This window comes from Micromonospora sp. LOL_013 (assembly GCF_048060315.1).
GTDB lineage: Bacteria > Actinomycetota > Actinomycetes > Mycobacteriales > Micromonosporaceae > Micromonospora_E.
Genome location: NZ_JBHMIQ010000010.1, coordinates 97,099 through 118,907, shown reverse-complemented (window position 1 = coordinate 118,907; position 21,809 = coordinate 97,099). Strand labels below are relative to the sequence as shown.

The following is a 21,809-nucleotide window of genomic DNA, read 5'->3' as shown; positions in this document are numbered from 1 at the left end:
GAAATTCCACGGAGCTTGGTCGATGCCCAGGAGAAATACGGTTGCCGGCGGCTGAGACGATCATCCGGTGCCGCACCCCACCGCCGAACTGCTCGCCGCCCTCGACCCGCTGACCCACCGGGCCCGGATGTCCGCCCTGGCCGGGCACGCCCGCCGGCTGGCCGCCACCGCAGACCTGCCCGCCGTACTGGCCGAGTTGGCGGCCGGCGACGCCCACCAGCGGTTCCTCGGGCTCACCATGGCGGTGATCGTCGGCGACCAGACGACGGTGCGGGCCGGCTTCACCGACCCGGACCGCCGGCTGCGGGCGGTCGCGGCCACCGCGTACCTGCGCTCCGGCTGGGCCGACCCCGCCGAGGCGGCGGCGCTGCTGCACGATGCCCCGGCCGACCTGCGGCGCACCGCGTACCGGACGCTGCGCGCGGCCCGCCGCGCCGACCTCGCCGACGCGCTGATCGACCCGGTCCGCGCCCGGTACGGCGACGGCGAAGCAGCGGTCCTGCTGCCGGCCTGCGGCCCGGAGACCGTCGCCCGGCTGCTGCCGCCGCTGTCGTACACCGTCGGCGGCGGCACCGCGCTGGCCCGCCGGCACCCCACCGTGCTGCTCGACTTCGCGCAGGCGCAGCTCGCCGTCCGGTCCCGCGCCGCCCGCGACACCTGGTGGTCCGAGTGGGGACGCGCCGTGCTGCACACCGCGCAGCAGCATCCGACGCGGGTGTTCGACCTGCTGGAGCGGTACGCCCCGACCACCAGCCTGCCCGGCGCGACGACCGCGTACGGCGTGCTGGCCGGCGCGGATCCGGCGCGGACCCTGCGGCTGCTCACCGCTCCGGCGCGGGCCGGCTGGCTGCGCCGCCAGCAGCTGCCGTCCGGACTGCTGTACCGACTCCGCGACGCCGACCTGACCGACCTGACGCCGCTCGGCGTGCGGCTGCGCGGCACCGACCACGCCTTCGCCCGGCTGCTCGCCGCGCTGGCCCCGGCCCGTCGGGGCGAGCTGTACGACGCGGTGACGGCCGACGTGGACACCGCCGACGTGCTGCTGTCGGAGCAACTGCTGACCGTGCTGCCCCGCCACTGGCAGCACCGGGAGGCTCGCCGGATACTCGGCCTGGACCGGGTCCGGGCCAGCGAGGACTCGACGCTGACGTACACCGCGTTCCTGCCCTGGGCCGAGGCGGAGTCGGCGCTGGTCGCGGCGGCCCGGCGCGCGGACGCCACCGCCCGGGGCACCGGCTACGCGCTGCTGCTGGCCGCCGCCGGGCGCAGCGGCGACCCAGCGGCCGTCGCCGCCGCCGTCGAGCAACTGCGCCGGCTGCGCAACGACCAGGACCCGGTACGGGCCCGCGCGTTCACCGCGTTATCGCAGGTCGTCGGCCTGCTCACCCCGGCGACGGTGCCGGCGCTGACCGACATCGTCACCCAGGCGGTGGCCGCCCGGGACACCTCGTCGGCCAGTCTGACCGCGATCGGCGGGCTGGCCGGGCAGGTGCTGCGCCGGCACGCGGCCGACCCGGCACTGGTCGGCTGGGCGATGCAGACCTTCGACACGCTGTACGACGGCCGGCAGTTGCCCTTCCTCGGTCGGCTCGATCAGGTGCTGCGCCGGGGCCAGGAGCACGACCTGTTCGCCCGGATCGCACCGTGGATCGAGGGCGCGGCGGCCCGGAACCGGTTCGAGCCGCTGTTCGCCGTCGCCTGGTCGCTGGGCCGGCGGGCCTGGCGGCTGCCGCACCTGCAGCGGCTGCTGCGCCGGGCGATCGACCCCGGGGTGGTGTCGTCGGTGTTCCGCCGGGCGGTGACGTTGTGGCTGGCCGATCCGGCGACCCGGGCCGACCGGGTCGGCGAGGTCCTCACCGTCGATGCGTCCACGGTGGAGATCCACGAGGTGTGGCAGGCGATTTGCACCCGCCGCACCGACCTGCTCGACGAGGTGTTCACCACGCCGCCCGGTAAGCGGGCCGGCAAGTTCCTCTCCGCCGGCGCCGGCTGGGTGCCCGGCACGGCGCACCAGATTCACCGGTGGCTGCCCCGCCACCAGCGGGCGTACGCCGACCTGCTGGCGTCGATCGCCGCCGACCGGAGCATGGCCAAACACCATCGGGTACGGGCGATCAGCTGCGCCGCCCTGGTGCCCGGTGCCGGCTGGGCGGTCGTCGCCCGGCACCTCGACGCGGCGGACGTCACCCTCGCCGAGGCGGCGCTGGCCGCGCTGGCCTGGACCGACCGGCCGGACGAGGCGCTGCCGGCGCTGCTGCGGCACGTCGACGACGACCGGGCCCGGGTCGCCGTCTACGCGGCCGGCCGTACCGCCCGGCTCGTCGCACCGTCGACGCTGGTCGCCACGCTCACCGACGTCGCCCTCAGCGTCGGCAAGGTGACCAGCCGCAAGCAGGCGCTGCGGCTGCTCGCCCGGTACGGCCCACCGGAGGCGTTCGACGTGGTCACCGCGGCGTACCAGCGGGTGGACCAGCACCCCGACGTCCGGGCCGCCGCCGTCGCCGCCGCCCGGCAGCGGCCCGACGTGCCGGCCAGCTGGGCGATCCTGGCCGGGGCGGCCGGCGTCGGCCGGCCGGATTCGGCGGCCGACGGGTCCGACTCGCCGGCACCGTCGCGGGCCGAGGTGTCGGCGCTGCTGGACGCACCGCCGTCGACCATCGCCGAGCCGGACCGCCCCCGGTACGCCGCACTGGTCGTGGCGGCCACCGGCAACCCGGACCCGGAAGCGGCCCGGCTGGCCTGGATGGCGTTGCCGGCCTGGGCCCGCTGGGCACCCGAGCTGACCGGGTTGACCGTCGCCGCCCTGACCGACCTGGACGACCCGTACCGGTGGGCGTCGGCGATGCGGGTGGTGACCCGGCTGCTCGACGAACCGGCGGCGGCAGCGGCAGCGGATGGATCGCCGTCGGCAGCTGACGGGTCGCCGCCGGCGGTCGATCGGTCGCCGTTGGTGGTCGCGGTGGACGCGCTGGCCCGGCTGGACCGGTCCGACGACCGGCCGGGTGACCCGGCGGGGGACCGGCCGGCCCGGCGCCGCCTCGACCGGCTCGTCGACGCGGCGGTGCGCTGGTGCCGCGACGCCGACCCGGAGACCGATCGGACGGCGGTGCGGGCCGCCGCGCGTACCCTCGCCGGTTTTGCCGATTTGACCCCGCAGGCGGCCCGGCTGCTCACCCACCTGGTGCCGCTGGCCGCACCGACCGCGCCCCCGGTCGTGGCCGAGCTGGCCGCGCTCGCCGACCTGGTCGCCGACCGGCCGGTGCTGGCCGGCCGGCTCGCCGAGACGCTGACCGACCAGGTACGCCGGGCCGAGGGCAGCTGGGACCCGGCGGTGCTGACGGCCGTCGTCGGGACGCTCGCCGAGCGGGGTGACCTGGCGGCCGGGTTGTTCGCGGTGGCGCTGGTCCGGGCCGGTGACCGGTACGGCTGGTCGCCGCCGTGGCGGTCGCCGCTGCACCGGCTGCGCCGCCATCCGGTGCCCGACGTCCGGTCGGCGGCCCTCGACCTCGCGATGGCGTCCGGCTGAGTCCGACCGGGCGTTGGCCTTGCCCGGCTGCCGCACCATGATCGGCAACCGGCAGGTCGGTGCCGGTCAGGCGTTCGGGAGACGAGGGGTAAGCGTGCAGCGAACGGGGCGGTCGCGGCCGTACGGAGGTATCGGGTCGGGCCGGTGGGTCCGGGCGGTGGCCGGTCTCGTCGCGGCCGCCGTCACGGTGACGGCCGTCACCGGCTGCTGCGACGACGAACGGATGGCCGCCTTCGAGGAGGCGATCATGCCGATCGTCGTCGAGATCGCCAAGGAATCTGTGGCGGCGCTGCCGGCGCCGTACCGGATCGTCGCCGAGGTCGGCATCTACGCCACCGAGGAGGCGGCCCGCGAGCAGGCTACCGACCAGGACGCCACCTATCTGATGATCAACCAGACGAGCGACGGTACGCAGCGGGTAAGTGTCTTCCGGATCGACACCACCCGCAAGTTGCGGTGACCGGCTCGTCTTCGACGGTGACGACCTGCACTACGACCTGGACACCGGGCGGTTCGGCGACCCGGAGCAGGATCCGGAGTTCGCTGCGGCGGTGGATCTGGTGGAGCCCCGGTCCGCCGGCACCTGGAGCTCGCTGACCGGCGGCCAGGCCGCCCTGCGTAACGGCGCACAGGCCGCAGACTGGGACGAAGGTACGCCGACCCTCGGCGGCTGCGCGTCACTGCCCGACTCGGCCTGGAACGACGAGGAGGTCGTCCAGGGCATGTTCAGCGGCAACCGGTGGCGACGGCTGTTTCCGGTCTACTGCATCCGGACCAGCGACGGGCGGTACGGCACCCTCACCCAGCGCACGTCGGTCGACGGCGAGGAAGGCCCGCTGCAACTGGAGTACGTGCTGTGGAAGAAGCCGGGCGACTGACCAGGGTCGGCGGCGTCCCGTTTGCGCGGTTAGGCCCGTCTGCGCGGTTCGGTGCGGCGCGGCGGGCGGGTGGCGAGGCATCCGGGCTCTGGTGGAACATCGGCCGGCCGGGCGGCGTTGGATCCCGGCGTTGGACCGAGTAGGCGAGCGGCCCGGCTGATCTGCCGGGCCTGATCCGCCTGATCCGCCTGGTCTGTCGCCCGGCGTGGGTGCGGCCGGATCTGCGGCCCCGCCCGGTGCGGAATGCCGGGCACCCCCGGATGGTTGTATCCGGTGCGCCGGTGAGACCGCCCCCCGCCTGGACCGGCGGGTGTGCGCAGGTCGGAGCGCATCATTTGAGTTCGACTTTCTTGTGCGTGTTCTGTTCTGTCCCGTTCGTGACCGGTCATCGACCCGGTGGGTCTGGTGTCCGGTTCATTCCCCTCGGAACGGAGATTCTGCTATGAACACGATTTTCCGTAAGTCTGCTCTGTCGGTTGCTGGTCTGCTGACCGCTGGTGGTGTGGTGGCCGCTCCTGCGGTGGCGGCGCAGGCCGCTGGTCCGGGTGCCGCTGATGGTGGTGCGCGTGAGGTGGCGGTGCAGTACGAGGCGCAGCCGAATTTCTACTACTGCGGGCCGGCGGCGACGCGGATCGCGTTGACGGCGCAGGGTCATGCTCCGTCGCAGGATGAGGTGGCGGGCAAGTTGGGGACGACCGAGGCTGGCACCGACTCGGCTGAGGAGACGACCCGGGTGCTGAACGAGGTGACCGGTGGCGACGAGTACGAGACGGTGTCGATCGGTGCGGCCGCGGCGAAGCCGGAGCACGTGGAGAAGCTGAAGGCCGATGTGCGTGAGGCCGTGGACGACGACCGGGCCGTGGTGGCGAACATCATGGGTACGGCGTCGGACGTCGACGGGGTGGCGCATTCGTACGAGGGTGGGCACTACCTGACGGTGACGGGTTACCGCGACGGTGGTGACACGGTGAAGATCGCCGACCCGTACTACGAGGGTCAGGAGTACTGGATGGACCTCGACGCGTTGGCCGACTGGACCGCCAAGCGCGGCTACTCCGCCTGAGCCGTCCCTGAGCCACGTCCCTGAGCTCTGCCCAGGTCGAACCCGATGAGGTTGCTTGACCGGTCCGCTGGCCGGGTCCCGTACGCCGGGATCCGGCCAGCGGCGTTTGGCGTGCCTGACGTTGCATTTTCGTCGGTGGCAGGGTGTACTGTGAAGCAGAGGTTAGAACGGGTGTTCGATAACAGGTAGCTCTGCTGGTTGGGTCCGCCGGTCAGCAACGGCACCACCGGAGTCGACACCCGTCCTGGCCGCCGGGAGGAGCGATTCGCGGCGCGAGTCCCGGCAGTGCGGCGCCGCGAGCCGCACGCCCCGGCACTGGACTTTCGCGGGTCCAGCGCCACCAGGCAGGACCGCTGCCCGCCGCCCCCGACCCCCGGGCGGCGGGCAGCGGACCCCGCCAGCATCGTCGGTGCGGATGCGGTGTGGGGAAGCATCCGCATCCGCACCGGCGACGCCCCGCCGACGTCTTCCTCCGTGGGCGGGCACCCGAACAGGTGAAACGCGCGGAGGAGGATCCATGCCGACCACTTCGGCACCGGCCCAGGCACCCACGGTGCCGGCGCACCTGCTGCCCAACCGCACCCCGGCCCAGTTGCTCGTCCTCGCCCGGCACGGGCTGACTGAAGCGGGCAACACCCGCCCCGACGGGCTGCGGTACGCGGCAGCCCACCTGGCCGCCCTGCGCGCCGCCGCCGCGATGCTCGCCGCCCGCGCCCGGCCCGCCCCCACCCGCCGCAACCGGGTCACCAGTGTCTGGGCCCTGCTGATGATGGTCGCCCCCGAGATGGCCGAGTGGGCCACCTTCTTCGCCGCCGGCGCCAGCAAACGGGCCGCCGCCGAAGCCGGCATCCCCCGGGTGGTCACCGCCCGGGAAGCCGATGACCTGCTGCGCTCTGCCGGGCAGTTCGTCTCCCTGGTCGAGGACACCCTCGGGCTGGCCCACCAACCAGCTCTCGACCCGGCTCTCGACGGCCTGGCCGCTGCCTGACCGACCAACCCACGCAGGCGTGACTTCTGTCGCCGCCGGCACCCGTGGCGCCGGCGGCGATCACGCGCGCACACCACCACCAAGACCAACACCAGTGAGCGAAACCCGGGGGAGAGAAGCAGGATGGCGGGGCGAATGGTGGCCGGCACGGCGGCGTTGTCCGCCGTCGCCGCCGGCCTGGTCCGTCCGGCCAGTGCGTTCGCCGGCGGCGCCGGATCAGCGGCGACGGCCGGTACGCCGGACCCGACCGGCCTGCCCGGGGCGGGCGGCATCGACCGGGTGCTTCCCGTCCCGACCATGCTCACCGGCCTGCTCCCCGGACGAGGGCTGCGCCGCGGCTCCACCGTCAACGTGCTGCCCCACCGGTCGGCCCGGCTCGGCGCGACCTCGCTGCTGTTGGCCCTGCTCGCCGAGGCGTCCCGGGCGGGGCTGTGGTGCGCCGTCGTCGGAGTGCCGGCGCTGGGCGTCACCGCCGCAGCCGAGCTGGGCATCGCCCTGGACCGGCTGGCCCTGGTGCCCAACCCCGGACCGGACTGGCCGGCGGTGGTCGCCGCGCTGATCGACGGGGTGGACGTGGTGGTGGTCGCCGCCCCCGCCGCCGTGACAGCGCAGGTGACCGGCAGGCTCGCCGCCCGGGCCCGGCAGCGGGGCTGCGTGCTGGTGCCCTGCGGCCGGTGGGACGCCCCCGACGTAACCCTGCAGGTGGTGAACGGCCGCTGGGAAGGGCTCGGGCCGGGCCGGGGCCGGCTACGCCGTCGGGAAATGGTCGTCTCCGCCCGGGGCCGGGGAGCGCTGACCCGGCCCCGGGAGATCCGGATCTGGCTGCCCGGTGGCCCACCCACCCCGGCAGCCGCCGCGCCGGCCGGCGGCATCACCCGCCGGACCCGCCGTGCCGAGCTGACCCTGGTGCAGCGGCGATGAGCCGCACTGAGCTGACCCTGGTGCGGCCGGGATGAACATGGCCACCCCGGCTGGCCGACCCGGCCTGCCCACCCGGGCGCTGGTCGTCTGGTGCCCCGACTGGCCGGTTACCGCCGCCGAGATCATCGACGGCGTGCCGGCCACCGGGCCGGTCGCCGTACTGCACGCCAACCGGGTGATCGCCTGCTCCGCCGCGGCCCGCGCCGACGGCGTACACCCCGGGTTGCGCCGACGGGAGGCGCAGAGCCGCTGCCCCGGGCTCACCGTGCTCGACCACGACCCGGCCCGCGACGCCCGGGCGTTCGAGCCGGTCGTCGCCGCGATCGAACAGATCGTCGCCGGAGTCGAGGTGCACCGCCCCGGGACGTGCGCCGTCGCCGCCCGTGGCCCGGCCCGCTACTTCGGCGGCGAGGAGGCCGCCGCCGAGCAGATCGTCGAACACGTCGCGCAGGTCTGCGAGGTCGAAAGCCAGGTGGGTGTCGCCGACGGGTTCTTCGCCGCCGGGCTGGCCGCCCGTACCGGCCGGATCGTCCCGCCCGGCGACAGCCGCACGTTCCTGGCCGGGCTGCCGCTGCGGGTGCTCGGCCGACCCGACCTGGCCGGCCTGCTGCGCCGGCTCGGTCTGCGTACCCTCGGGGATTTCGCCGCGCTGCCGGCCCGCGACGTGCTCGCCCGGTTCGGCCCCGACGCGGCGCTGGCCCACCGGCTGGCCGGCGGGCGCGACGAACAGCCGTTCACCCCCCGACAGCCGCCGCCCGAACTGTCCGTCACCGCCGACTACGACGAACCGCTCGACCGGGTCGACGCGGCCGCGTTCGCCGCCCGCGCCCTGGCCGAGCAGCTGCACGACCAGCTCAGCGGGTACGGACTGGCCTGCACCCGGGTCGGCATCGAAGCGGTCACCGCACACGGCCAGGAACTGCACCGCGTCTGGCGGCACGATGGCATGCTCACCGCTGCGGCGATCACCGACCGGCTGCGCTGGCAGCTCGACGGCTGGCTCACCGGCGCCGCCGCCCGCCGCCCGGGTGCCGGTAGCACCGCGTCACCGCCGCCGCCCACCGCCGGAATCGTCCGGTTGCGGCTCGTCCCGGACGGGGTACTCGCCCGGGTCGCCCTGCAGCCCGGCCTGTGGGGGGAGATCGGCGCGGAGGATGCCCGGGCCCGTCGGGCGTTGACCCGGGTGCAGGGGCTGCTCGGGCCCGACGCGGTGGTCACCGCCGTGCTCGGTGGCGGCCGGTCCCCGGTCGACCAGGTCCGACTGGTGCCGTGGGGCGACGAACGGGCGCCGGCCCGGCCCGGCCAGCCGCCGTGGCCCGGCCGGTTGCCACCGCCGGCACCGGCTGTCGTGCTGCCCGCCCCGCTGCCGGCCGAGGTGTACGACGCGGCAGGCGAACCGGTCACCGTCAGCGCCCGGCTGGTGGTCAGCGCCGCGCCGGCCCGGGTCGCCGTCGGCACGGGCATCCCGGTCGACGTCACCGGCTGGACCGGCCCGTGGCCGCTCGACGAACGCTGGTGGGCACCGGCCGAGGCGCGCCGCCGGGCCCGGTTCCAGGTCGCGCTCGCCGACGGCAGCGCCCTGCTGATCGCCCGCACCGACGGGCGCTGGGTGGTGGAGGCCGTCTATGACTGACGACCCGATCGTGGTCGACCCACTCGCGGTGGACGGCGACGGCGGCGACGCGCCGGGCTGGACCCGCAAACGGGCACCGTACACACCGCCGCCGGGGCTGGCCGCGCCGTCGACCTCGCCGCTGGTCACCGCCGGGGGCGGGCCGGTCACGCCGTACGCCGAACTGCACTGCCACAGCAACTTCAGTTTCCTCGACGGGGCCAGCCACCCGGAGGAACTCGTCGAGGAGGCGGTCCGGCTGGAGTTGACCGCGCTGGCCGTCACCGACCACGACGGCTTCTACGGGGTGGTGCGGTTCGCCGAGGCGGCCGCCGCGTACGGACTGCCGACCGTGTTCGGCGCAGAGCTGTCCCTCAGCACCATGGACACCGCAGACCGGCGGGCGGCACCACGCACCGGGGAGCCGGACCCGGCCGGGCGGCACCTGCTGGCGCTGGCCCGTGGCCCGGCCGGGTACGCCCGGCTGGCCCGGGTCATCTCCCGGGCGCAGCTGCGCGGCGGGGAGAAGGGCCGACCCGACTACGGCAGCCTGGAGCAGGTCGCCGCCGAGCTGCGCGACCACGTACTGGTGCTCACCGGCTGCCGCAAGGGCACCGTGCCGGCGGCGCTGCGTACCGGCGGGGTGGCCGCCGCCGACGCGGAGCTGGACCGGCTGGTGGCGCTGTTCGGCGCGGACGGCGTCGCCGTCGAGCTGACCGACCACGGGCATCCGGACGACGGCGACCGCAACGACGCCCTCGCCGCGTTGGCCGGCACCCGTGGGCTGCCGACGGTGGCCAGCGGCAACGTGCACTACGCCACGCCGGCCCGGCACCGGATGGCCGGCGTGCTGGCCGCGATCCGGGCCCGCCGTGGCCTGGACGACATCGACGGCTGGCTGCCCGCCGCCGGCGCCGCCCACCTGCGCTCCGGCGCCGAGATGGCGGCCCGGTTCGCCGACTACCCGGGTGCGGTGGCCCGGGCCGCCGGCTACGGCGCCGAGCTCGCCTTCGACCTGCAGCTGGTCGCCCCCCGGCTGCCGGACCACCCGGTGCCGGCCGGGCACACCGAGATGAGCTGGCTGCGGGAGCTGACCTGGCGGGGCGCGCTGGACCGGTACGGCCCGCGCGAGGCGCACCCGGAGGCGTACCGGCAACTCGACCACGAGCTCGACATGATCGAACGGCTGGACTTCCCCGGCTACTTCCTGGTCGTGCACGACATCGTGGCGTTCTGCCGGGAACAGGACATCTACTGCCAGGGACGGGGGTCGGCGGCCAACTCGGCGGTCTGCTACGCGCTGCGGATCACCAACGTCGACGCGGTCCGCCACCAGCTGCTGTTCGAACGGTTCCTCGCTCCGGAACGCGACGGCCCGCCGGACATCGACGTCGACATCGAGTCCGGCCGCCGCGAGGAGGTCATCCAGTACGTGTACCGCCGCTACGGCCGGGAACACACCGCCCAGGTGGCCAACGTGATCTCGTACCGGCCCCGGTCGGCGGTGCGCGACGTGGCCCGCGCGTTCGGGTTCTCGCCCGGCCAGCAGGACGCCTGGAGCAAACAGATCGACCACTATGGCGCGGTGGCGGCGGCCGGGGAGGACATTCCGGCGCAGGTGGTGGCGTACGCCGACGAACTGCAGACCTTCCCCCGGCATCTGGGCGTCCACTCCGGCGGGATGGTGATCTGCGACCGGCCGGTGATCGAGGTGTGCCCGGTGGAGTGGGCCCGGATGCCGGGGCGCACCGTGCTGCAGTGGGACAAGGACGACTGCGCCAGCGTCGGCCTGGTCAAGTTCGACCTGCTCGGGCTGGGCATGCTCACCGCGCTGCACGACGCACACGACCTGATCGGCTCCGAACTGGACCTGAGTGCCATGTCGCTGGACGACCCCGAGGTGTACGCGATGCTGTGCCGGGCCGACTCGGTCGGGGTGTTCCAGGTGGAGAGCCGCGCCCAGATGGCCACCCTGCCCCGGCTGAAACCGACCTGCTTCTACGACCTGGTCGTCGAGGTGGCGCTGATCCGGCCCGGCCCGATCCAGGGCGGCTCGGTGCACCCGTACATCCGCCGGCGCAACGGCCAGGACCCGGTGACCTACCCGCATCCGCTGATGCGCAACGCGCTGGAGAAGACCCTCGGCGTGCCGCTGTTCCAGGAGCAGCTGATGCAGCTGGCGATCGACCTGGCCGGCTTCGACGCCGCCGGCGCCGACCAGCTGCGCCGGGCGATGGGGTCGAAACGGTCGGCGTCTCGGATGGCCGCCATCCGCGACCGGCTGTACGCCGGGATGGCCGGCCGGGGCATCACCGGTGAACTGGCCGACGACATCTACCTGAAGCTGTCCGCGTTCGCCAGCTTCGGGTTCCCGGAGAGCCACGCGATGAGCTTCGCCTACCTGGTGTACGCCAGCGCCTGGCTCAAGCGCTACCACCCGGCGCCGTTCCTGGCCGCGCTGCTCAACGCCCAGCCGATGGGGTTCTACTCGCCGCAGACCCTGGTCGACGACGCCCGCCGGCACGGGGTGCGGGTGCACCGGCCGGACGTCAACGCCAGCGGTGCGGCGGCCACCCTGGTCGTTGACGCCCGCACCCGGTGGGGTGGCGCGCCGGGGGAGCCGCCGCACCGGTGGGGGGTCGGCGGCCCGCAGGTGCGCCTCGGCCTGTCGGCGGTCCGGGGCATCGGCGACGACCTGGCCGAGCGGATCGAGGCCGAGCGGGCCTCGCACGGGCCGTACCGGGACATGCCGGACCTGGCCCGCCGGGTCGGGCTGACCGCCGCCCAACTGGAGGCGCTGGCCACCGCCGACGCGTTCGCCTGTTTCGGGCTGACCCGTCGGCAGGCGCTGTGGGGGGCCGGGGCGGCCGCGCAGGAACGCGCCGACCGGCTGCCCGGGGTCGCCGTCGGGGTCGCCGCGCCGACCCTGCCCGGTCTGGACGAGGTGGACGCGTTGACGGCCGACGTGTGGGCCACCGGGCTGTCACCGGACACCCACCCGGTGCGGTTCGTCCGGGACCGGCTGGCCGCCGCCGGGGCGGTGCCGATCGCCGCTCTGGGTCGGGTCGTCGCCGGCACCCGGGTCCGGGTCGGTGGCATCGTCACCCACCGGCAGCGCCCGGCGACCGCCAGCGGGGTGACGTTCGTGAACCTGGAGGACGAGACCGGGATGCTCAACGTGACCTGCTCACCCGGGCTGTGGCAGCGCTACCGGACAGTGGCCCGGTCCAGCGCGGCCCTGCTGGTGCGGGGCCGGCTGGAGAAGGCCGAAGGGGTGATCAACCTGGTCGCCGACCGGCTGGACGCGGTGACCACCCCGGTCAGCCCGACGTCCCGGGACTTCCGCTGACCGCCGGATCCGCCGCGCGCAGGTCAGCTCGGCGACGGGCCGGGTACCGACGGGCTGGGTGCCGGGGTGGTGTCGGGGCTCGGGGGCAGCGCCGGCAGCTCGAACGGGTTCCGCTCGGGACAGAACGGGTAGGTGTACTGCACGTTCGAGTCGCGCAAGGTGATTCGGCCGCCCATACGCGAGAGGCTCTGCCCGACCCGCAGCTGCTCCAGGCCTGGCAACTCACACCAGTTCGGGAAGCCGAGGAGGATCGGCTCGCCGTTCTCGTCGAACAGCCGGGCGCCCTCGATCAGCCGGCCCTGGCTGTCGTAGACGTAAACATCCAGTGGAGACGCTGAAGACGGCAACGGGGGACTGAGGTAGGCCGCACCACCGTTCGACTCCATCACGACGACCGGACCTTCTTCCGCCGGCGGGAAGAGTACGAACGCGGCTGAGCACAGCACCACCAGGGCGCTGGCCACCACAGTCGCCCGCCGGGGCCACCGGGACAGTCGCTGTCCCCGGCGGCCGAGCCAGACGGAGCCGATCGTCATGCCGGTGAGCACCAGCACCCCGGCCGCGATGCTGCCGCCGGGCGCGGGCAGCGGTCCGACCAGCTCGCCGGCGGCGAGGTACGCGAACAGCGTCGCCGCCAGGTAGCCGCGCAGCACCCACCAGCTGGGGCGCAGCGACCGCAGGAACTCGCTGGCGGTGCCGTAGCCGAGGACCGGCCCGATCCGGCGGTCGATCCGGCCCAGCCGGTCGCGGGTGGCCTGCCAGGCGACGGCCGCCCGGTGGCCGACCCCCGGCGTCGCCGCCGGGGCGTCCAGCGCGGCACTGGTACGCAGTTCGGCGGCGTACTCCGTCGGGTCGCCGAGCCGGTCGACCAGCGTGCCGTCGCCTTCGGCGAGCACCTCGGCGAGGTGCTCGGGCAGATCCTCGAGCAGTTCGCCGCGGACCTGGTCCGGCAGGTCGGCCAGCGCGGACCGGACCTGCTCGACGTAGTGCGTGATCTCAGCCTGCGTCGCGGCGTTCACGCCGCCACCCCCCGATCGTCAAGTAGGTTGTCCATCGTCGTGGCGAAGCTGCGCCAGGTCTTGCCGGAGCGGGTCAACTGGTCACGCCCGGCGCCGTTGAGCGAGTAGTACTTGCGGTGCGGGCCCTCCTCGGACGGGACCACGTAGGTGGTGAGCAGACCGGCCTGGAACAGCCGGCGCAGCGTGCCGTACACCGAGGCGTCGCCGACCTCGGTCAGCCCGGCGGTGCGTAGTCGCCGCAGGATGTCGTAGCCGTAGCCGTCCTCGTGCTGCAGCACAGCGAGGACGGCCAGGTCGAGCACCCCTTTGAGAAGCTGGGTGGTATCCACGCCTCACAGACTACTTCGCAGTGCGATGTACCGTCAATCGCGGAGTACCGCCCCGGCGACCACCGGCGCGCCCGGATCTGGCCGCACCGCACAGGGGTGGGCCGCACCGGACCGAGTGGGACCGGGTCGGGCCGATAGGCTCGCGCGAGTGGAACTGACACACATCCCGGCCGCCCAGGCGGCCGGCCCGCGAACCGCCGTGGTCTGGTCCGTACTGCGTCACGAACTGGACCGGCAGCCCGGCCGCAGGCTCACCGTGGTCGACGTCGGCGGCGGCACCGGTGGCTTCGCGGTGCCGCTGGCCGAGGCCGGACACCAGGTGACCGTGGTCGACGCCAGCCCCGACGCGCTGGCCGCGCTCACCCGCCGGGCCGCCGACGCCGGGGTCGCCGACCGGATCACCGCCGCCCAAGGCGACGGCGACGCGCTCGGCGAGCTGATCGCGCCGGCCAGCGTCGACCTGGTGCTCTGCCACGCGGTGCTGGAGGTGGTCGACGAGCCGGCCCGGGTGGTGGAGTCGCTGGCCACGGTGCTGCGGCCGGGCGGGGCGGCCAGCGTACTGGTCGCCGGCCGCGCCGCGGCGGTGCTGGCCCGCGCGGTCAACGGACATCTCGACCTCGCCGCCGCACTGCTCGCCGACTCACAGGGCGCCGCCGGCGCGCGGGACACGCTACGGCGCCGCTACGACGCCGACCGCGCCGTCGATCTGCTCGCCGCCGCCGGGCTGCGGGTCGAGCAGATCCACGGGGTACGGGTGCTGTCCGACCTGCTGCCGGCGGCCGTCGCCGAGGGCGACCCGCAGGCCCTGCTCGCCCTGGAGCTCGCCGTCGCCGCCCAGCCGCCGTACCGGGACCTCGCCACCCAGCTGCACCTGTTCGCCCGGCGTCCGCTGTGACAGCGGCGGACCCGCCGGCTGCGGAGCTGCTGCGCCCGGTGCGTCCGGAGTACGGCGCGGCCAGCCTCGCCGACGTGCTGCCCAGTGTGCTGGCGGTGCTCGGGGTGCCCGGCGCGAGTGACGTACTCGGCCTCACCGGGCCGCTCACCGGGGTGCGGCGCGTCGTCGTGCTGCTGGTCGACGGGCTCGGCTGGCACCAACTGCCGGCAGCTGGCGAGCACGCCCCGACGCTGGCCGCGCTCGTCGCCGGTCGGTACGCGCGGCGGCTCACCACCGGCTTTCCGTCCACCACGCCGACCAGCCTGGTCAGCTTCGGCACCGGCGCCGCGCCGGGGGCGCACGGGGTGCTGGGCTTCCGCAGCCTGGTGCCCGGCACCGACCGGGTGCTCAACCACGTCGACTGGCGGGACGACCCGGACCCGCGGCGGTGGCAGCCGGTGTCGACCCAGCTGGAACGGGCAGCGGCCGCCGGGGTGGCGGTCACCGTGGTCAGCCGGCCCGAGTTCGCCGGCAGCGGGCTGACGGTCGCCGCCAACCGGGGCGGTGCGTACCGGGGCGCGGCCGACACCGACGCCCTCGCCGCCGGGCTGCTCGACGCGGTCACCGCCGGCGACGCTCCGGTGCTGGTCTCCGGCTACCATCCCGACCTGGACCGGCACGGCCACCTGTCCGGGGTCGGTTCCCCGCCCTGGCGGGCCGCCGCCGCCGACCTGGACCGGCTGCTGGACCGGGTGCTGGCCGATCTGCCCCGGGACGCGGCGCTGCTGGTGACCGCCGACCACGGCCAGCTGAATGTGCCGGCCGACCCGCGACACCGGTTCGACCTGGACACCGACCCCCGGCTGCGGGCCGGCGTGCGGGTGGTCGCCGGGGAGCCCCGCGCCCGCTACCTGCACCCGGTGCCGGGCGCGGTGGGCGACGTCATCGCCGGGTGGCGGGCCGTCCTCGGCCCGGCGGCCCGGGTGGCCGAGCGGGACGAGCTGATCGCCGAAGGCTGGTTCGGCCCGGTGCCACCGGATCATTTGGGCCGGATCGGTGACGTCGTGGTGATCTGTCGGGACCGGTCCGTCGTGGTGGCCACCCGGACCGACCCGGTCGGCTCCGCGCTGGTCGGCTTCCACGGTGGAGTGACCGAGGTCGAGATGGCCGTTCCACTTCTGATCGCCACCGGTGCGGGTCCCGAGTGATTTGCCCGGTTGGGTGTGCTATGGGAGTGAAACTCGCGGTGCGGCAGGCGAGAAAGATCGAGTTCCTGGTGTGACGAGGGCCGGGCAGCGGTGCACTGTCCGGTCGGGCGGCTACTCTGTTACCAGGTGATGACGTCCGCCGGACGGAAAATCAACCTAGGCGGTCCGTCGTCCGGCTTTCCGACCCGCGACCCCCCTCGTAGACTTGCGGGTAAGCAGCCGGTTGGCTGCCACGGTCTGTCGGTCCGACCGGGCTGACCAACGTGACCGGGGAGGAGTGCCGTGCCGCTCTCGGAGCACGAGCAGCGGCTGTTCGAGCAGATCGAGCGGTCGCTTGCCGAGGACCCCAAATTCGCCTCGGCCGTGCGCGCCAGCGACCCGCGTTTCTACACGCGGCGTCGCCTGCTCGTCGCTGCCGGTGTGATCATCATTGGCCTTGCCCTGGTCGTTTACGGCACAGTGAGCAAAGTGCCACTGCTCGGTGTGGCCGGCTTCGTGGTCATGCTCGGGGCGGCGGCGTTCGCCATGCAGTCCCAGCGCAAGTCGAACTCGCCCGACCTGCGGGTGGTCGGCGGGACCACGCGCCGGAAGACCCGCAGCGGGCGACGGTCATCGCTGATCGACCGGCTGGACGAACGCTGGCGCCAGCGGCCGGAGGGCCACCGCTGACCTAGCCTGCGGGCATCAGCCGCCCGGTCCGGCGTGACCGGGCGGTCGTGTCGTGCCCACCTACCGGCCCGCCACGCCGGGCAGCGGCGGTCGGCCACGGATCTCGTCGACTGACCGTGCTGCTTGACTGACCGCGCTGCGATCGAGCGTCCCGGCACGTGGGCGATTATGCCCGGTACGCCGACCCGAGGTGGCGGTTTCGCGAAACCCAGTCGGTGTGACTCGACAGACCGGCCGGTCCGCAGACCCGGGACGGGTCAACGACCCGCCCGGTTGGCCAACAGCCGGCGCGGGCTCAACCGCACCGCCGCGTCGCGCCACCGGCCGACGACCGAGAACACCCGGCTGTACGCCTCGACGATCGCGTCCCGCCAGCGCAGCAGTACCGACAGCGGCAGCAGCCGGGCCGCCAACCGGGTACGCCAACCCACCCCGGCCGCCAACGCCGCCCGTACCCGGCCCAACGCCTCGACCAGCGGCTCGCCCGGCACCGGCTGACGGGCGTACCGGGCCCGCTCCTCCGCCCGGCTGAGCAGCTGGACCGCGTCGGCCGCCGTACCGTGGACCGACTCCAGACCGGCCAACCGCCCCGCCGTCGCCCGCGGCGTCTCCGACCGGTCGACCGGCATCCGCAGGTCGACCAGGGTGTCGACCAGTTCGCTCCAGACGGCGTGCGCGTGCTGCCGGGCGGCCCCGGCGTCGGCACCGGTGACCGTCATCACCGGGGCAGCACCGGCGGCGGTCCCGCTCGCGGCGGGGGAGTCGGTGTCCCGAGTGTCCGTCGGGTCGGTGCCCGCCGGGGTCACCGGAGCCAGGACCCGGGCCAGCCGCCGACGGCGTACCGTCGCGCGTCGGGACGCCGGCAGGGCCGCCAACACGAGCACCGCGACCACCCCGGCGAGGGTCCACCACGGCCAACGGGGACCGGCGGTGGAATCAGCGGCGGATCCGGCACCCAGCGCACCCGGGTCGAGCTGGCCGGGTCCGGTCTCTGGCAGCGCCGTCGTCGACGGCGCGGCGGACGGGGCCGCGCTCGGTCCGGCGCTCGGGCCGGCGTCCGGCGGGGCGTCCACGTCCGGCGCCCACTCGGAGCGCACCGAGCCGGGGATGCTTGCCGCCGGGGTCGGGTCGAACGGCACCCAGCCGAGCCCGGCGAAGTAGACCTCGGTCCACGCGTGCAGGTTGAGGTTGGTCAGTGTGTACGTGTTCTCCAGCCGCTGGGAGCCGTTGGTGAAACCGAACGCCACCCGGGCCGGCACGTCCGCGGCGCGGACCAGCCACGCCATCGCGGCGGCGTACTGCTGGCAGAAACCGACCTTGTTGTCCAGGAAGTTGACGATGTCCTGGCTGGCCGTGCCGCCCTCGGTAGCCAGGCTGTAGGTGAAACCGTTGTCCCGGGAGAAGTGCTCGTAGATGGCCAGCACGCGGTCGTAGTCGCTGCGCGCGCCGGCGGTCAGCTCCCCGACCAGCTCGGTCACCTGCGGCACCTGCGGCACTGCGGTGAACGCCTGCCGCAGGTCGTCGTCGGCCGGCAGCGGTTGGGACCGGCGTAGTGCCCCCGGGGTGTAGCTGGTGCGGACGTACTCGAATCCGTAGGTCATGTTGCGGGCCCGCGACCGGCCGGAGAAGACGATCTGCGCGGTGAGGTCGTAGGCCCAGCTGCCATCCACGTCGCGCATCTGCACCGGCACCGCGTAGGTCGGCAGCAGCGCCATGTTGAAGTTTCCGGTGACCTCGACGGTCGCCTCGTACGCCTGGTGGCTGACCCCGGTGTTGCGGATGTCCGGGTCGGTCCGCGGGTCGGGCAGCGACCGGGCCGAGTCCGGCCGCCCGCGTGGCGGGCGACTGGCGAAACCGTCTTCTCGCAGCTCATCGGCGATGCCGATTCGCAGGTACGCCGGGTCCGGGTCGTTTGTCGTCACCCGGATCATCTCGGTGACCTCGCTCTGGTTGAGCTGGCCGCTCAACGCCGCGAACAGGTTCACCTGGCCGGGTCCGTTGCCCAGCCCGTTGCCCCCGGTCCCGCCGCCGCTGAGGTTGGTCAGCAGCCCGGACGTCATGCCGGGGATGGTCAGCGGGATCAGCACCGCGATGACCACCCCGAGCACGGCGAGCCGGCGACCGGCGGCGGCCAGCGGCGACGGCTCCCAGACGTCAACGTCCCGGCCGTCGCCGGTGAATCGGCGGCCGAACCGACGGACCCGGTCGACGTTGTCGGCCATCAGCAGCCACAGGTAGCCGACCGCGCCGACCACGAACGGTGCCGCCGGAACGCTGTCGACGTAGATCGCCACCGGCACCGAGTAGATCGCCAGCATCGGCAGGCCGGCCAGCGCCGGCCGGCGCAGGGTCACCGTGAGCACGTCGACGACGACCGCGACCGAACCGATCCCCAGCGCGGTGATGAACAGCAGCGCGTCGCCGTCGGGCACCGGTACGCCGTACGCGTGCACGTCTTGCGCCGACTGGGCCAGCAGCGCGCCGAAATGGCCGATCGTCGCCGGCGACGGCAGCACCGCGAGCAACTCGTCGCCGCTGGGGAACAGCCAGGTCAGGGCGAGGAGCAGCGCGCCGATCATGGCCACCGGGTGCAGCCATCCGGGAGCCCGCAACGAGCGGACCAGCATCCCGGCGCCACCGATCATGGTCACGGTGATCGCGCACTGCACCAGCCAGGTCCAGTCCTGGAAGATGGTGGCCATCGGCGCGGCCGCCATCAGGGTGGCTGCCGCCGCGACCAGACCGAGGTGTCTACGGGTGGTCAATTCACTCCTCCGGCTATCGTCTCGGCCAGCGCGGCCCGCCAGGCGAAGCCCTGGGAACCCCGGGCGAGCTGCGGCCACAGCGACGGAAACTGGTCACCGTGGTTCACGCCGATCACCCGCCAGCCGCTCTGCAGCAGCGACAGCGCGGCGGCACCGTGCGCCCGGTCGGCCTCGGTCCGCTCGTCAGGGCTCAGATTCATCCAGGTCGAGCTGTCGATCAGCAGGCCGACGCAGGTCGACCGGTTGCCCCGCAACCCGGCCAGCAGCTCCGCCTCGGGCGGGGTGAGCGCCCCGAACAACGCCACCACCAGCGAACTGTCCGAACGGCGGCGTACCTGTTCGACCAGGGTGGCGATGTCGCTGCGCTGGCTGGCGGTGACGTCGGCCAGCCGGTCGAGCAGCATGCCGTCCCCGTCGGCCTCGGTGGCGTCGGCGTCGATGCCGGTGTCGGTGACCAGCCGCAGCCGGTAGCCGTTCGACCGGAAGTGCACGGCGATGCTCGCCGCCGCCGCCACCGCCCACTCGAAGCTCGCCGTCGGGCCCTCGCCACGGTGCGCGTACGCCCGGGTGTCGAGCACCACGGTCGCCCGGGTCTCCCACGGCTGCTCCTCCCGGCGCACCATCAGTTCACCGGTGCGGGCGGTCGACTTCCAGTGCACTCGGCGCAGGTCGTCACCGCGGCGGTACTCGCGGGTGGCGGAGTCGTCGTCGCCGTGCACCGCCACCGACCGGGCCCGGCTGTCACCGGATCCGGCGTACTCGCTGGCGAGTCGGACCGACGGCAGCGCGGTGACCTGCGGGATGACCGTGAGCCGGTCGACGCTGGGGAAGGCCCGGGTCAGCTCGCACAGGCCGAACGGGTCGGTGAGCCGGACCACCAGCGGCCCGACCTCGTAGCGGCCGCGGACCTCGGCCCGCACCGTGTACGCCACCGAACTGGCCTGCTGGGCACCGAGCCGTTCCAGCACCACCCGGGGCCGGCTGCCCAGGGCGTACGGCAGCCGGTCCTCCAGCAGCAGGGTGCCGGTGGGCAGCCGGGACAGGTTCTGCAGTCGCAGCACCACCCGGGCGTTGGAGCCGACCGGGACCCGGTGCGGCTCCAACGCCCGGGTGCAGGCCAGCTTGTACCGGCTACGGCCCACGTACAGGGCGGCCAGCAGCGGCAGGACGGCCAGCAGGATGGCGACCCGCAGCAGGTCCTTCTCGCCGAGGATCAGCGCCGAGACGACCGCCGCCGCACCGGCGGCCAGGAACGACCGGCCGCGGGTGGTGAGGCCGCGCAGCGCCGCCCGCATCGGTCACCGCCCTCGCGGCTCGAAGGGGACCGCCATCGTGCCGTCCGCCGGGCCGAACTGGCGACCGTCGTACGCCGCAGCGGCCGGCCGTTGCCGTTCGTGGGGTAACGGCATCCGGTGCACCAGCTCGGCGATGATCGCGTCGGTGGTCCGCCGGGCGAGTTGGGCCTCGGCGGTCGGGATCAGCCGGTGGGCCAGCACCGGAACGGCGAGCGCCTGCAGGTCGTCCGGGAGCACGTAGTCGCGGCCCTCCAGCGCGGCGACCGCGCGGGCGGTACGCAGCAGCTGCAGCGTCGACCGGGGCGAGGCACCGAGCCGCAGCTCCGGGGACTCACGGGTGGCGGTCACCAGGTCCACCGCGTACTGCTTGACCGGGTCGGCGACGTGTACCTCCCGGACGGTGGCGATCAGCCGCCGTACCCCCGCCGCGTCGGAGACCGGCTGCAACTGGTGCACCGGACCTGCCGCGCCGTGCCCGTCGAGCATGGCCAGCTCGGCGCTCGGGTCGGGGTAGCCCATCGCGATCCGGGCGGTGAACCGGTCCCGCTGCGCCTCCGGCAGCGGGTAGGTGCCCTCCATCTCGATCGGGTTCTGGGTGGCGATCACCATGAACGGCGTCCGCAGCTCGTAGGTGGTGCCGTCGACGGTGACCTGTCGCTCCTCCATGCATTCGAGTAGCGCGGCCTGGGTCTTCGGGGACGCCCGGTTGATCTCGTCGCCGACCACCAGGTTGGCGAAGACCGCGCCCGGTTTGAACTCGAAGTCGTGGTTGTCCTGGTTGTAGACGCTGACTCCGGTCACGTCGCTGGGCAGCAGGTCCGGGGTGAACTGGATCCGGCGTACGGAGCAGTCGATCGACCTGGCCAGCGTCTTGGCGAGTTTGGTCTTGCCGACTCCGGGAACGTCCTCGATCAGGAGGTGTCCCTCCGCGAGCAGGACGGCGAGTGCCAGCCGAACCGTGGCGGTCTTGCCCTCTATGACCTGATCTATGTTGGCCACGATGGCGTCGGACACGGCGCGGAACTCGTCATGGGGCATCGGAGCACCCAGATCGTCCCAGCTGTCTTGGGTCACGATCCTCCTCCTCGTCGTACGGCGTCACGCGGGTCGGTCGCTCCGGCCGCCCGCCGTCGGTCAGGTGGGGGACCGTCGTCTCCCGCCGCAGGGACCCCACATGCCTCTCAGGCTATCCATCTTTCGCAGGTCCGCCATCCACAGGACGGCGTGGTCTGCTCACCCGCCCCTGCTCACCGTGGGCGACCCGGTCGTGGACGGACGGTCCGGGCATCGCGCGGGAGCGGACCGGGCGGCAC

At 74.1% G+C, this 21,809-nt stretch carries 16 protein-coding genes; 11 read left to right on the top strand and 5 right to left on the bottom strand.

Annotated features, from left to right (window positions below; translation table 11 throughout):
- Positions 1-67 precede the first annotated feature (67 nt).
- The 8 genes from ACFHWS_RS09150 to ACFHWS_RS09115 all read left to right on the top strand — a co-directional run bounded on the left by ACFHWS_RS09150 (position 68) and on the right by ACFHWS_RS09115 (position 12,337).
- Positions 68-3,526, top strand: coding sequence for a hypothetical protein (locus ACFHWS_RS09150; protein ID WP_416567990.1), 3,459 nt, complete (start codon positions 68-70; stop codon positions 3,524-3,526).
- A 157-nt stretch (positions 3,527-3,683) separates the two neighbouring features.
- Complete coding sequence (locus tag ACFHWS_RS09145; RefSeq protein WP_416551704.1) at positions 3,684-3,986, top strand: hypothetical protein; 303 nt, start codon at positions 3,684-3,686, stop codon at positions 3,984-3,986.
- Entirely contained in the window at positions 3,949-4,404 is a 456-nt protein-coding gene (locus ACFHWS_RS09140) for a hypothetical protein (protein WP_416551706.1), read from the top strand. The genes ACFHWS_RS09145 and ACFHWS_RS09140 overlap by 38 nt, the downstream gene beginning before the upstream one ends.
- Positions 4,405-4,846: 442 nt before the next feature.
- Entirely contained in the window at positions 4,847-5,467 is a 621-nt protein-coding gene (locus ACFHWS_RS09135) for a C39 family peptidase (RefSeq protein ID WP_416567989.1), read from the top strand.
- A gap of 517 nt (positions 5,468-5,984) precedes the next feature.
- Positions 5,985-6,455 (top strand): SAV_6107 family HEPN domain-containing protein, encoded by a 471-nt coding sequence (locus tag ACFHWS_RS09130; RefSeq protein ID WP_281550622.1) that lies wholly within the window; start codon positions 5,985-5,987, stop codon positions 6,453-6,455.
- Positions 6,456-6,578: 123 nt separating this feature from the next.
- Positions 6,579-7,376, top strand: coding sequence for a hypothetical protein (locus ACFHWS_RS09125; RefSeq protein ID WP_353850346.1), 798 nt, complete (start codon positions 6,579-6,581; stop codon positions 7,374-7,376).
- A 37-nt stretch (positions 7,377-7,413) separates the two neighbouring features.
- On the top strand, positions 7,414-9,009 hold the full coding sequence (locus ACFHWS_RS09120) for a DNA polymerase Y family protein (RefSeq protein ID WP_416568015.1): 1,596 nt from the start codon (positions 7,414-7,416) through the stop codon (positions 9,007-9,009).
- The gene (locus ACFHWS_RS09115; RefSeq protein WP_416567988.1) at positions 9,002-12,337 is read left to right on the top strand and encodes an error-prone DNA polymerase; all 3,336 of its coding nucleotides are present in this window, start codon (positions 9,002-9,004) and stop codon (positions 12,335-12,337) included. Before ACFHWS_RS09120 ends, ACFHWS_RS09115 begins: the two co-directional genes overlap by 8 nt.
- Positions 12,338-12,360: 23 nt before the next feature.
- Here the strand turns inward: ACFHWS_RS09115 and ACFHWS_RS09110 are convergent, their stop codons facing one another.
- Both ACFHWS_RS09110 and ACFHWS_RS09105 read right to left on the bottom strand, forming a co-directional pair.
- The gene (locus tag ACFHWS_RS09110; RefSeq protein ID WP_416551715.1) at positions 12,361-13,356 is read right to left on the bottom strand and encodes an HAAS signaling domain-containing protein; all 996 of its coding nucleotides are present in this window, start codon (positions 13,354-13,356) and stop codon (positions 12,361-12,363) included.
- Positions 13,353-13,685: a PadR family transcriptional regulator gene (locus ACFHWS_RS09105; protein WP_123602621.1), complete on the bottom strand. Its 333-nt coding sequence runs from the start codon at positions 13,683-13,685 to the stop codon at positions 13,353-13,355. Before ACFHWS_RS09105 ends, ACFHWS_RS09110 begins: the two co-directional genes overlap by 4 nt.
- Positions 13,686-13,833: 148 nt before the next feature.
- Here ACFHWS_RS09105 and ACFHWS_RS09100 point away from each other — a divergent pair, with 148 nt between their 5' ends.
- The 3 genes from ACFHWS_RS09100 to ACFHWS_RS09090 all read left to right on the top strand — a co-directional run bounded on the left by ACFHWS_RS09100 (position 13,834) and on the right by ACFHWS_RS09090 (position 16,436).
- Positions 13,834-14,580 (top strand): methyltransferase domain-containing protein, encoded by a 747-nt coding sequence (locus tag ACFHWS_RS09100; protein WP_416551716.1) that lies wholly within the window; start codon positions 13,834-13,836, stop codon positions 14,578-14,580.
- Positions 14,577-15,767, top strand: coding sequence for an alkaline phosphatase family protein (locus tag ACFHWS_RS09095; protein ID WP_416567987.1), 1,191 nt, complete (start codon positions 14,577-14,579; stop codon positions 15,765-15,767). The genes ACFHWS_RS09100 and ACFHWS_RS09095 overlap by 4 nt, the downstream gene beginning before the upstream one ends.
- A 282-nt stretch (positions 15,768-16,049) precedes the next feature.
- Positions 16,050-16,436 (top strand): DUF3040 domain-containing protein, encoded by a 387-nt coding sequence (locus ACFHWS_RS09090; RefSeq protein WP_416567986.1) that lies wholly within the window; start codon positions 16,050-16,052, stop codon positions 16,434-16,436.
- A gap of 257 nt (positions 16,437-16,693) precedes the next feature.
- Here the strand turns inward: ACFHWS_RS09090 and ACFHWS_RS09085 are convergent, their stop codons facing one another.
- The 3 genes from ACFHWS_RS09085 to ACFHWS_RS09075 are packed head-to-tail and all read right to left on the bottom strand — an operon-like array spanning position 16,694 to position 21,570.
- Entirely contained in the window at positions 16,694-19,201 is a 2,508-nt protein-coding gene (locus tag ACFHWS_RS09085) for a transglutaminase TgpA family protein (protein ID WP_416567985.1), read from the bottom strand.
- Entirely contained in the window at positions 19,198-20,496 is a 1,299-nt protein-coding gene (locus ACFHWS_RS09080) for a DUF58 domain-containing protein (protein WP_416551721.1), read from the bottom strand. Before ACFHWS_RS09080 ends, ACFHWS_RS09085 begins: the two co-directional genes overlap by 4 nt.
- A gap of 3 nt (positions 20,497-20,499) precedes the next feature.
- Positions 20,500-21,570: an AAA family ATPase gene (locus ACFHWS_RS09075; protein WP_416551723.1), complete on the bottom strand. Its 1,071-nt coding sequence runs from the start codon at positions 21,568-21,570 to the stop codon at positions 20,500-20,502.
- Between the last annotated feature and the right edge of the window lie 239 nt (positions 21,571-21,809).

Excerpts from the sequence above, each read along its gene's own strand:
- ACFHWS_RS09135 (WP_416567989.1), top strand. The coding sequence starts at position 4,847 with ATGAACACGATTTTCCGTAAGTCTGCTCTGTCGGTTGCTGGTCTGCTG.
- ACFHWS_RS09130 (WP_281550622.1), top strand. The coding sequence starts at position 5,985 with ATGCCGACCACTTCGGCACCGGCCCAGGCACCCACGGTGCCGGCGCAC.
- ACFHWS_RS09125 (WP_353850346.1), top strand. The coding sequence starts at position 6,579 with ATGGCGGGGCGAATGGTGGCCGGCACGGCGGCGTTGTCCGCCGTCGCC.
- ACFHWS_RS09120 (WP_416568015.1), top strand. The coding sequence starts at position 7,414 with ATGGCCACCCCGGCTGGCCGACCCGGCCTGCCCACCCGGGCGCTGGTC.
- ACFHWS_RS09115 (WP_416567988.1), top strand. The coding sequence starts at position 9,002 with ATGACTGACGACCCGATCGTGGTCGACCCACTCGCGGTGGACGGCGAC.
- ACFHWS_RS09080 (WP_416551721.1), bottom strand. The coding sequence starts at position 20,496 with ATGCGGGCGGCGCTGCGCGGCCTCACCACCCGCGGCCGGTCGTTCCTG.